Origin of the sequence: Dysgonomonas termitidis (assembly GCF_042654545.1) — a bacterium.
Taxonomy (GTDB): domain Bacteria; phylum Bacteroidota; class Bacteroidia; order Bacteroidales; family Dysgonomonadaceae; genus Dysgonomonas; species Dysgonomonas termitidis.
This window is the reverse complement of sequence record NZ_JBHSGN010000004.1, coordinates 86019-99353: the sequence shown is the minus strand read 5'-3', so window position 1 is coordinate 99353 and position 13335 is coordinate 86019. Positions and strand designations below refer to the sequence as shown.

Genomic DNA, 13335 nt, shown 5'->3' with positions numbered 1-13335 from the left:
AACAAATATAAGTATTTTCACTCATCCTTAACGAATTATCAGTTTATCAGCAGACCCTATTTATTGTTTAGAGGGCAATTGGAATAAGAATCCACGAAGCAATCAAAGTGTAAAATCGATGCTTGAATAACTTCGTACTTTTTCGGGGATTAAATATATCTACTATAAATGTAATACCGAAGAAGAATTCTTTTATCGCATACAACAATTTACAAAGGGAACTTATAAAAACTATACTGTACTTTATTTAGCGTTTCACGGTCGTACTAATCGCATTGAAGTAGAACACCGACTAATAACACTAAAGGAAATAGCAACGGCTGTAGGGGGCAAATTAGCCCGTAAAATCGTACTCCACTCTTTGTATTCATTGTATATTTTGCAAATTAATATTTTTAGTTTAGCTAAGAACTTCTATGTTAATTGATTACGCGTTATCTTTTCTCCATTGGGCAGGTGTTGTTCCGTAAAATGCTTTGAAACATCTGCTAAAGTATTTTGTAGAAGAAAAGCCCAGTTCGATTCCTATCTCGGAAATATTTAAATGAAGATAATTTTGGAGTAGGTGGATAGATTCCCGCATTTTTATATTTAGGGCAAATTCATTAGGGGATAAGTTTGTTATTTCTTTCATTTTAGTATATAACTTATTTCGTCCCATTCCTAATTCAGATGCCAGCACATTCATATCAAATCCCGGATTGTCAAAGTTCTTCTTTATTATCTCCGTTACTTTATTAATGAACTTTTCTTCCTGTTCGGATTGTACATCGAATATTATTGCAGATCCCTCGTTTTTTACCATATTCCTGTATAGTAACTGCCTGTTTTTGACAATGCTGTTGCAGCGTGCTTTTAGTATTTCTATGTTAAAGGGCTTTGCTACATAATCATCGGCACCGAACATATAGCCTTCAATCGTCTGATCGGTGGAATCCTGGGACGTAAGCATTACTACCGGAATATGTGACAGGTTTATATTATTTTTAATTCTGTAGCACATTTCTTTACCTGACATTACAGGCATCATTACATCACTGAGTATGATATCCGGAATAATCTCCGTTCCTATTTCCAATCCTATTTTTCCATTCAGGGCTGTGTACACTTTATATTTATCTGAAAAGGCATCCCGGAGCAATTCCAGAAGTTCTTCGTTATCTTCCACAATAAGAATAGAGTATGGAGAATTTTCATTACCACCGGAATTAACGTCAAGATCAGTTTCTACATTTTCTTCCGATACTTTGTTCCTGTTTTCATATTGTTCTGACTTATAAGGGAGTATCATGCTAGAGAGGGAATCTGCCTTTAATTCCGTTTCGTTGAAATGAGAATAGCCTTTTAATAATTTTATTTCAAAAATACTGCCTTCGTTTATAGTACTAACCACACTTATTTCACCACGGTGGCTTTCCACTATCTCTTTTGTCAGGGCAAGGCCGATACCGGTGCCGAGGCTAAATCCGGAAGTTCTGTATTCCACCTGATAGAATCGTTCGAAGATATTTGATAGTACATCGGACGGTATCCCGATTCCATTATCTTCGATCAGGATATGTATGTATTCATCGTCACGGATCCGGATAGTGATGCTCCCTGAGTCAGATGTGTATTTAAAGGCATTTGATAGTAGGTTATAAATGGCCTTTTTGAATTGAGCCCTGTCAATATAAGCAGTAATATTTCTATCCTCTGAAAAATCATAAATATAGGTAATATGATGTTTACCGGCGTATTCGGTAAAAGACTCATAGATGCCTTTAATATATTCGACCAAATCAACTTTTTCAATCTTCAATCTGTAAAATCCTTGTTCCTGTTTTCTGAAATCCAGCAATTCGGATATAAGATCTCGCATATGGGTTGCATTATTAAGCACTTTGGAGATTTTTTGTTTTAATTTGTGTTCCGGGTTTTTAGATAGCATGGATTCAGTCTGTGCTATTATCAGGGTTAATGGAGTTCTGAGTTCATGAGAGATATTAGTGAAAAATTTTAGTTTCATCTGGTTTAATTTCTCATTTTGCTCTTTTTCTTTTCTTTCAATTTTTAAAGCCGAATTTATCTGGGAACGCCACACAAAGAAACGTATGATTCCTGTAATAATTGATATAAGCAAAATCAGATATATTGCATAAGCGAACGTGGTTTTATAAAAAGGGGGACTAATCCTGACAGTAAGCGATTTAGATTTAATTTCCCCTATATCCTTCGAAGGATTGATTTCTCTCAGCAGGAGTTTATATTCACCAGGACTGATATTTGTATATACAATTGTATTGGACGAGGCTTGATTCCAATTTTCGTCAAAATTTTCAAGCTTATATTCATAATTCAATACAGCATCTTGTGAGTAATTTGAAGTTGCAAATTCAATAGATAAATTATTCTGATTGTATCTGAGGTCTATTTCATCGCAGAGGAAGAGGGCTTTATTTAGAATTTTTGAGTCGTCTCCTGGCGATATATGCTTATTATTGATGAATAATTTGTCAAAATACAAAGAATAATTCACAGGCGAAAAATGTATGAGTTGAGATTCTTGTACAGACGCCAAACCGTTAGTCCCTCCAATAAATACTTCTTTATCCCGGGTTATGTATGAACTGCTGCCTTCGAAGAATCCGGTAATGGGAAAATTACGCCGGGAACGATACAGGGTATTGCCGTTTTTGGGGTTGAATATTGTTAAAGCATTGTTGTGCAACAAGAGGAGATAACCTTCGCTTGTCTCGGAAATATGATAACAGAAATTACTGAACTGTTTCTCATTCTCTTGTGTATAATTTTCGAAGTCATCCGTCCGGGGGCAATAACGAAATAATCCGGAACCTATAGTGCCGAAAAATAATTCTCCGCTTTTCGTTTCCAGTATTGAGGTTACTTCGAATTTACCGATAGAACGGGGTTCGTTTTTATTATACGAGTATTGCTTTACTTCCTTTGTATTCAGGTCTATACATTTAAGGTCCGGGGTTGATAACCATAACCTGTCCTTGCTATCTATGAAAAATGTATAAATGAAATTGCTGTTTATCAGATTATTTAGTTCAGTATCATCACTGAACGGTTTTATTTCGTCTTCGCCAATATTTATTCTGAATAAACCTCCTCTTATCTGCACTATAATGGAATTTTTATATCTGCTTATGTCCTTGATGGAATTACCGGATAAGGCATTATTGGTTATGATTGATTGATTCAATAATTTATGGCTTTTCGTTTTGAGATCAAAAACGCATAAGCCGAGGTTATGGATGCCTATGAAAAGTCTATCCCCTGTTTCATCATAATAAATACTTTTAAGATTATATCTTATTGCCGAATCAGGATCATATCCGTCATAGAGGTATCGTGTAAACTTCCGCGTTGCCAGATTAAGGCAGTTAAGGCCGCCGCCTTCGGTACATATCCATAGATTACCGGATCGGTCTTCCGCCATTTTCCCCACAAAGGGGAAACTCAGGTTATTTTTTCCGACCGAACTGGCGTTGTAGAAGTTAAAAAGGTCAAATTTAGGATTGAAATAATTAGCCCCGCCAAAGTAGGTCCCGATCCAGAGAGTTCCCTGCTCATCTTCGTAAATCGAAAATATCGACGAATGGCTCAAACTGTGGGGTTGGGTATCGTCATGGATATAATTTGTCCAGTTCTTACTATTCTTGTTGAAACTGTTTAATCCGAAAAATGTGCCTATCCATACAGTACCCAGATTATCCTCAAAGATGGTCCGTACCTGGTCGTTCGACAGAGAGTTTTTTCCGGCAATATGGAAATAGTGATGTTTTAGATTTCCTTCTCCGTCAAATATATATACGCCTTTGTCTTTAGTCCCGGCCCATACCCAGCCATCTTTGTCTATATATATGGAATTTACATAAATATTTTCTAACAGATTATCCCTTTTTGAATTAGGGCTACCCGCTTTTAATACAGTCAGCCCGCTCCGGCCTCCCACCCAGATATCATTTTCACGGGATACGCATAATGCATATACTCTTCCAATATTCTCTCTCACAGTCGCATATAGTGATATCTTGTCAGTTTCTTCAGAATATGTATATACCTGATCATCGGTAATAAACCATAATTTACCGTTTTTATAGAATATTTCGTTTACATTTTCTTTCAATCGCCGGAACTTTTCTCCAACAATATCGTATTTTATGAGATCATAATTAGCCTTTATGTAAATGGCCCCTTTTTTATTCCCGGTTATTGATAAAATATTATTGTGAGTAAGCTCGGGAAATTCTGCAGAAGACCTGAATATCTGTATTGCATTGCCATTATATCTGCATATACCTTCTACAGTGCCGAACCACATTGCTCCTGTCTCATCCTGATAGATGGACATGACGTTTATTTGTGGCAGTCCTTGAGTACTTCCCAGATGATTGAAGTATATATTATCTGATAATCCTGGTAATGTGATTAAGAATAAGTTTATGTAGATAATTATGGCTTTCATTATTATATATTAAGGTTTATCGAGTTCGGTTTTTATAAAAAATAATAATGCCAATCAGTAGTATTAAAAGGTAACAAAAGTAACACATGTTTCAGTTAACAGTAAACAATCAGTAATAAACAGAAATACAGATTTTTGGCTCTGCCAGTCTTGACTCACCGGCGCTTCATCTATTTTTAATTGACTAACGTCGAATGCTGCCCCGCTTCGCTTAAAAACTACTACTTGTTAAAAAGTAACAAAGGTAACAGAAAATCAGTAAACAGTTATCAGTTAACAATCCTTTCTTGCAAACCGCATTTCTCCCGGTGTATCTGCGTGTCTTTCCTGCGAGCTTCAGAGTCCTCGTTTTTTTATTTCTGCTTCTCATATTCTTTCGTTGATTATCTGTATAATGTTAAAAAGTAACAAAGGTAACAGATATATCAGTTATCAGTTAACAGTAAACAGTTAGCAGTAAACAGTATTTCACGCAGAGACGCTAAGGCGCAAAAGGTAACAAAGGTAACAGTTTTTTAGCCTTTGTGCCCTTTGTGATTCCCATCGTGTACTTAGTGGTTAAAACTCTTTACCACAAGGGACACAAAGGTTTACACAAAGAACACTATATAAAAGGTAACAAAGGTAACACATATATCAGTAAACAGTAAACAGTCAACAGTTATCAATTAACAACTTGTATGTCGTATCTTGTTTACTCGTATCTTGTTTACTTGTAACTCGTAACTGCCCGAAGGGCGAAGTAACTCGTAACTGCTTTAATCAATACGTCAAAGAACTATCATCCAAATGCTTTCGGCTCTGTCTATATAGATAAAGTTATATATATAAGATAACACTTGATTTTTTCCCACGACTCACATTAACTATCCATTAATAATAAATATATGTCAGTCTATCTTAAAATAGCCCAATAGAGGCTGGCAAAGGTGTTTTTACTTTATTGCTTTTATTCCGTTATAACTCAAACAGCTTCTTAAATTAATTACCGTTTACCCCACTTTTTTTGTGCGGTACAAAATTATCCCATAATCGGTACAAAAAGTACCCTTTTTGAAATTCAAGTGCAATATTTTTGTCGGGTTAATCCTAATATCTAAACGATTTGTAATTCACTCTTAATATTAATTTATGATGTTCTGCTCAAAAAAAGTAATACTTTTCCAGTCTGTTTTTCGTCTGAAAATATGGAACTTAACTCCGTTTTGTCAGAGAGGAAAAGAAAGCATACAATATCCATACCCCTCAGGATTTTTTTCCATATTCATAATATAAATCCCAATCTTAAAAATGAGACGATATGTTAATTAAAACTTAAAGCCGGGCCAGTCCAATTTTAATAAAGAAGGTCCTTTGAGATTGAATCTTGAAAACCGATTGTTAACTTAAAATGAATTCTCTGATGAAAATTACTAAAAAATGCAAAAGAAATAGAAAGCTGCTGAAAAGCTTTCTGTTAACGGCTCTTTACCTGTTTCCATTGATAGCAATGGCACAAACTCGTATTGTTGGAGGCGTAGTCACGGATCAGGGCAACGAGCCTCTGATCGGAGTGAGTGTTGTTATAAAAGGTACGACTACAGGAACACTCACAGATACTGATGGAAAATATACTATTAATGTACCGGATAAGGAATCCGTCCTTGTGCTTTCATATATCGGATATGTCATACAGGAACAGAAAGTGGGAGAACGCACTGCAATAGATGTTGTCCTGCAAGAAAACAACAAACTGTTGGATGAAGTCGTCGTTGTCGGTTATGGCGTACAAAAGAAAATAAACCTGACAGGAGCGGTTTCTGCAGTAGATTCAAGGAAGCTGGAAAACCGTGCCACAACCAACCTTTCGAGTTCGCTTTCCGGTCTGGCTTCCGGTGTCACAGTGAAGCAGTCGAGCGGTAAGCCGGGCAGCGACGAGGCGGACATCCGCATCCGTGGTATCGGTACGTTTAACAAAGATTACCTGTCACCGCTTATTATCGTGGATGGCTCGGAGGCAAGCATCAGCTCGGTCAACCCGGATGATGTGGAAAGTATCTCATTCCTCAAAGATGCGGCTTCGGCAAGTATCTACGGCTCGAGAGGCGCCAATGGCGTCGTTCTCATCACCACCAAAAGAGGCAAAAAGGGCGAAGCGCCGCGCATCACTTACTCAGGTATTATCACCCGGGAGAAGATGAGCGGCCAGAAGTTTAATTTTGGTAGTAGTTTTGCCGATTACATGGAGCTCTATAACCTCAAGGAACGCCTTACGATGACCAGTGTGGACAATCTGACGAACGGCACGGGTGTATCCTTCCCGCAAGAGCTGATAAATGAATGGAGGGCTGCCGAAGCCAATCCCAACGGCATCTACACTGATCCGGAGACAGGCAATCAAGCCCCTAACTGGTTGGCATACCCTACTACCAACTGGGTAGACTATCTTTTTCAGTCTGCTACCACACAGAAGCACAACATCTCTGTGGCCGGCGGTGGCGATAAGAGCAATTATCTGCTTTCGTTCAACTATCTCGACAACCCCGGAACACTCGAAAATACAGGACTGAAGCGCTATCAGGGGCGTATTAACCTTGAAACCAGGATTACCGACTTCCTGCGTGTGGGCACACAGACTTACGCTACTTTCCAAAAGCGCGATCCGGGCAACACCAACCTTACTTATCTTTTCCAGACCTATCCGAGCATTATGCCGAAATACAACGGACAGTATGGCGGCAGCGATTATGCTCCGGAAACGAACAACCTCCTGAAGGAAGTGGCCGGAACGGGCGGATACTACGATCAGACGAGGCTCAATACCACCTGGTTTGCCGGCGTTGACTTCGGCAAGGGCCTGACGGGTGAAGTACGCTTCAATTACCAGACCCTGTTTGATGAACAGGCTACCTATGGCAGGCACATCGACCTTATCTCATTCCGTTCGGGTAAGGTGCTGCAGGCAGGCAGTACAGTGGAACAGGCGACTACCACCCGTGCTACCACCCGCTATCAGAACAATACCACTACTGCGACGCTGAACTATATGAAGAGTTTCGGTAGTCACGACATTACCGCGCTACTCGGCTTCGAGCGTTATCAGTGGAATAAGAAAGGCTTCACGGCTACGCGTACAGGACTGCTGGATTTTGACCTGCCCGACTTCAACGCGGCCACTGATAAAATAAAATCCCCGACCGTAGGCAGCTCGGATGACTGGAAGAATCTGGCCGAACAGGACTACGGAGTAGTATCGTATTTCGGGCGTATCAACTATGCCTATAAGAATCGTTATCTGATGGAGGCGAATTTCCGTCGCGATGGCAGTTCACGCTTTGGCCCCGACTACCGTTGGGGAACATTCCCTTCTTTTTCGCTTGGCTGGCGCCCGCTGGAAGAAGATTTCATGGAGTCTGCACGCAACATCTTCAGTAACCTGAAGCTCCGCGGCTCGTGGGGAAGGTTGGGTAATACTACTTCGGGCTACTACGAGTGGCAGGCCACTTACAGTGCGCAGAACTATGCTTTTGGTGACGCAATCTATAAAGGTCTGGCGAAGAGCAAGCTTGCCAATCCCCTGCTGCACTGGGAAGCCGTGACCTCTACAGATATCGGCCTCGACCTTGGCTTCCTGGACAATCGACTGACAGCCGAAGCCGACTACTACGTGCGCAAAACGAAAGGTATCCTTGCCAGTCCCAGCATGTACCTGACAATGGGTACAGTGAGCGCCCCCACTACCAACACATCCGATATGGCGAACAAGGGGTTTGAAATCACCTTGGGCTGGAAAGACAAAATCAAGGACTTCAGCTACGCTGTCAGCGCTAACTTCTCTTATAACCGGAACGAAGTGACCAAGTACAAGGGCGTTTATAAAGAAGGCTGGGAAACGGATGCTAACGGCAACAAAGTATGGGTGACCAATCGCGGGGAAACTGCCAGTATTGACGGCAATAATATCGTGACGGAAGGGCATCCCTACAACGAATACTATATCTACTCCACCCACAAAGGTAACGGAGACTACTTCCTTGCCGATGGAAAACCAGATCCTAACGGTGGTCCCCGTGATGGTATGATACGGACAAAGGCCGACCTGGACTGGGTACGCGCCATGATTGATAATGGCTATAGCTTCAACGGACAGACTGTAGGACAGGGCAAAGGCTTGTGGTACGGCGAACGTATCTATGCCGACCTGAACGGTGACGGCAAGTATGGCACTGCCGACGACCGTTACTTCTCCGGCAAGAACAGTGTGCCTAAGTACAGCTTTGGATTTAACCTATCTGCCGAATGGAAAGGCTTCGACCTGAGTATGACATGGGCAGGTAACGCCGGCTTCAGTTATGTCATCTACAGCCGGGGCTTCAATATAGCAGCCGGACAGAAAGGCGATGTGATGCCAATGGACGCATACACGAACTTCTACCGTTACGACCCTCTGGCTGCTCTGACAGATGCAAATTATGACCCGGCTCAGGACCCCAAAGCCAATGTAAATGCTATCTACCCGCGACTGGGGGCCGTTGCACACCTGAGTAACGAAACCGAGGTGTACAATGCCAGCTACATCAAACTGAAGACCCTCCAGATCGGCTACACTATACCCAAGAAGTGGGCGCAGAAAGTGTACGTCAACAATTTACGCGTTTTCTTCTCCGGTGAGAATCTGTTGACAATTACCGACTTCCCCGGCGTAGACCCCGAATACGGCGGCAGCGGATACCAGACCTATCCCATCCCGCGCATGCTTTCGGCTGGTATAAACATAACATTTTAAACTAAAAGGAAGACTATGAACATGAAAAAAATAACCTATCTGACAGTAGCTGCCACCCTCGCTTTTGCAATAGCAGCCTGCACCGATGTACTCGACACTGTTCCTTCAAACGCCGTGGCGAGCGGAACCATGTGGACTAACGAAGCTCTTACCGACCAGGGAGTGGCGGGTGTGTATGCGCCCATGCGTAACTGGGGATTCTATTCCAACAATGCAGGTGACTACAGCGCATCCGACTGTGTCCCTTTCGAGATACTGGGCGTGTCGGGTGAAATTCGCTTCGAAGTGAAATACCTCACAGGGGTGGCCGACGCCAACTACGGATTGTTCAGCACTATGTGGAAGAAGTTATATGAAGGCGTACACCGTGCTAACGACGCCATTGCCAATCTGCCGACTGCCGGTGGCATCACAGCAGAAAAGCGCGGACGCCTGACAGCCGAAGCCAAGTTCATGCGGGCTTACTATTATATGCGCCTGAATGAGTTGTACGGACGGAACGGTCTGGGCGTGCCCGTCTACACCGAACCTGTGGCTGCCGAAGAATGCAACAGGGGACAGAGTCCCGAAAACGAAGTGTGGGCTCTTGTGGAACAAGACCTCACCGATGCCATCAACGAACCTAACTTTCCCGGCAAGTATCTCGAAAAGGGACGTTCCAGTAAGGGCGCGGCATACGCTTTCCGCGGAAGGGCGCGGCTACTCCAACAGAAGTATGCCGAAGCGGCCGATGACTTCTCGAAGGTAAAAGCATGTGGCTTCGGACTGTTCCAGGGAGGCTATAAGCAGCTCTTTACGCAGGCTAACGAGGGTTGTGAAGAGATGATCTTCTCTCTTACCAATATCGAAGAGAACGGCTTCGGTTCCATTATCCAGAAATACGCCGGCACACGTTCGGCAGGTGGTAAGGCAGGCGGTAACGGCTGGGCCGACTACATGGTGAATCCCGCCGTGGTGGATCTATATGAGAAAACTAACGGTTCACCGTTCGACTGGGATGAAGCCATCCCGGGCTACAGTGCCATGACCCCTTCAGAGCGGGAAGTCTACTTCGTGCGCGACACGAAGAGTGATGACCCTAGCTGGGTGGCGACAAATACCATCTTTAAGAATAACTCTGCCAAGCCAGCCTACCTGCCCGAAGGTAATGAAGCACGCATCAAGTTGGTATATGCCGACCGTGACCCGCGTCTGGGATTCAACGTCATTACGCCTTACAGCGAGTTCTTCGGGCTGGACGCGAACGGAGGCAATGTGGCGGTGAACACCGTCTACCGCTATCCTGTGAAAGGCGGAAACCAGCACCTCAGCCAGACCGGTGTTAATGACCTTTCGCTGAACGATGCGAACGCCACAGGATTCATGTACTACCACCGCAAGTTTATCATTGAGGGGGCCAACCTTGAGAGCCGCGACTATAATCCTATAGACGAACCTATCATGCGCTATGCACAGGTGCTGCTGATGTGGGCTGAGGCTATAGTACAGCAGAATGGGAGTCTCACGGATGCAGCCTCTAAAGTCAATGAAGTGCGTGGCCGTTCGTCGGTGAATATGCCCGGCTATACTTTTACTTCAAAAGAAGACGCCATGGAGAAAATCCGGAACGAGGTACGACGCGAGTTCGTGGGCGAAGGCGTGGACTTTTATGAAGAATTGCGATGGGGTACTCTGAAGAAAGTGAAATACGAAGGTAAGGCTGGCGGCTTCTCTATCTACGATGGAGGTGCGCACAACATTCTCGGCGGACGCTCCAACCGGCCCGCAGCAACCAATCTGTGGAGTACGTACAATGACTACAGCATCTGGCCTGTACCCCGCACCGAAATAGAGAAAAATCCGAATTTAACCCCGACTCCGGGATGGCAATACTAATGTAAATGACAATAAGGGTTGCCTCATCTTTTTGGGGTAACCCTTATTATGATGGAATACAATTATTTCTTTTGTAGCGAAATATGTATAAAATAAATAACCAAGACTGTTGTATTCAGATAATTATTTGTTAACTTGTGTACATCATATAGGATTAGAAATAAACCGTCTTTTAAATAATGAATAAATAATATAAATGTATCATCTATGATTAAGAAAAACTATTTATTTCTGTTATATCTGTCCCTGTTTTTTTCATTAGCCTTACAATCCCAGGAGCACAGCTTTGGAATCAAAGGCGGGGATTTTGTGTACGACGGGAAACCGGTGAGAATTATATCCGGTGAAATGCATTATGCCCGCATTCCTCATCAATATTGGCGTCACCGTATGCAAATGCTGAAAGCAATGGGGCTTAATGCCGTGGCTACATATGTATTCTGGAATGCGCATGAACCGGAACCTGGAAAATGGGATTTCGCCGGGGATAAGGACCTTGCCGGATATATAAAGACAGCCGGCGAAGAAGGCCTGATGGTGATACTTCGCCCCGGACCGTATGTATGTGCCGAGTGGGAATTCGGAGGGTATCCATGGTGGCTCCAGAATGTCGAAGGTCTGGAACTAAGAAGGGATAATGAACAGTTTCTGAAATATACCCGGCTGTATATGGATCGCTTATATAAGGAAGTCGGAAACCTCCAGATCACAAAGGGGGGGCCGATTGTTATGGTTCAGGCCGAAAATGAATTCGGCTCTTATGTATCTCAACGGAAAGATATTCCCTTGGAAGAGCACAGGGCTTACAATGCTAAGATCGTTCAGCAACTGAAAGATGCCGGCTTTGACGTACCTATGTTCACATCCGACGGCAGTTGGCTTTTCGAAGGAGGCGCTACACCCGGAGCTTTACCTACGGCTAATGGCGAGAGCAACATTGAGAATCTGAAAAAGGTGGTGAACGAGTATAATGGGGGGAAAGGCCCCTATATGGTTGCCGAGTTTTATCCGGGATGGCTTGCTCACTGGGTGGAACCGCATCCGCAAGTGAGCGCTGCAAGTATTGCCCGTCAGACGGAAAAATATCTGCAGAATGAGGTATCCATCAATTACTATATGGTGCATGGCGGAACGAACTTCGGATTTACCAGTGGAGCGAACTATGATAAAAAGCATGATATACAGCCGGATCTGACCAGCTATGACTATGATGCTCCTGTCAGCGAAGCCGGATGGGTCACACCTAAATTCGACTCGGTACGCAATGTTATCCGGAAATATGTGACGTATGAACTTCCTCCTGCCCCGGCCGCAATACCATTGATCGAGATACCTTCTATCAAACTGACTAAGGTTGCCGATATGATGGAAGTGATCGGAGCCCGGAAACCCGTACAAAGCGATAAGCCGATGACTTTTGAACAATTGAAGCAGGGATACGGCTATATTCTGTATTCCCGTCATTTCAATCAGCCGATAAGCGGCAAGCTTGAGATAGAAGGCCTTCGCGATTATGCGCTGGTATACGTGAACGGGGAAAAGGTAGGCGAGTTGAACAGGTATTTTAAGAACTATTCGATGGATATTGATATTCCTTTTAATTCCAATCTGGAAATATTTGTAGAGAATATGGGCCGTATCAATTACGGGTCGGAGATCATACACAATACGAAAGGGATTATCAGTCCCGTTATAATCAACGGGAATATTATAGAAGGTGAATGGGAGATGTACCAGGTGCCGATGAATGAAGCTCCGGCTGTGGATAAAATGGATAGATCACATGTATATGAGTTGGGTGCCGCCGGAAAAATAAAGGGCCGGCCGGCTCTTTATACTGGTACCTTCAATCTGGATGAAACGGGCGATACCTTTATCGACATGGAAGACTGGGGCAAAGGCATTATTTTTATCAACGGTATAAATATCGGTCGCTACTGGAAAGTCGGACCTCAGCAAACACTTTACATTCCAGGCGTATGGCTCAGGAAAGGACAGAATGAAATAGCTATCTTCGAGCAGCAGAACGATAAGGTACATTCGGAAGTGAAAACGGTAAAAGTGCCGGTGCTGACAAAACTGAATGTAAATTAGTATAACCGTAAAAATATTCCTACGTGGTATTCCCCTTTGTTGCGCAGACATTTTTCTAAACGGTCAAGTCTTTAAATAGAGTTATTCCGGTATGATGAGTACGGAAAGTTTCTTCAGTGACAGTGAG

General features: G+C 43.1%; 5 protein-coding genes. 4 read left to right on the top strand and 1 reads right to left on the bottom strand.

Annotated elements, in window-relative coordinates; all coding sequences use genetic code 11:
* Positions 1-148: 148 nt before the first annotated feature.
* Positions 149-427 (top strand): DUF6642 family protein, encoded by a 279-nt coding sequence (locus ACFO6W_RS00710; protein ID WP_379993386.1) that lies wholly within the window; start codon positions 149-151, stop codon positions 425-427.
* On the opposite strand, the gene ACFO6W_RS00705 is transcribed toward ACFO6W_RS00710, so the two are convergent.
* On the bottom strand, positions 428-4474 hold the full coding sequence (locus ACFO6W_RS00705; protein ID WP_379993384.1) for a hybrid sensor histidine kinase/response regulator transcription factor: 4047 nt from the start codon (positions 4472-4474) through the stop codon (positions 428-430).
* A gap of 1402 nt (positions 4475-5876) precedes the next feature.
* On the opposite strand from ACFO6W_RS00705, the gene ACFO6W_RS00700 reads away from it, so the two are divergent.
* From ACFO6W_RS00700 to ACFO6W_RS00690, 3 genes are all read left to right on the top strand, one after another.
* Positions 5877-9239 (top strand): SusC/RagA family TonB-linked outer membrane protein, encoded by a 3363-nt coding sequence (locus tag ACFO6W_RS00700; protein ID WP_379993383.1) that lies wholly within the window; start codon positions 5877-5879, stop codon positions 9237-9239.
* A 15-nt stretch (positions 9240-9254) separates the two neighbouring features.
* A complete protein-coding gene (locus ACFO6W_RS00695) occupies positions 9255-11114 on the top strand; it encodes a RagB/SusD family nutrient uptake outer membrane protein (RefSeq protein WP_379993382.1) in 1860 nt (619 codons plus the stop codon).
* A gap of 207 nt (positions 11115-11321) precedes the next feature.
* A complete protein-coding gene (locus tag ACFO6W_RS00690; RefSeq protein ID WP_379993381.1) occupies positions 11322-13208 on the top strand; it encodes a glycoside hydrolase family 35 protein in 1887 nt (628 codons plus the stop codon).
* Positions 13209-13335 lie beyond the last annotated feature (127 nt).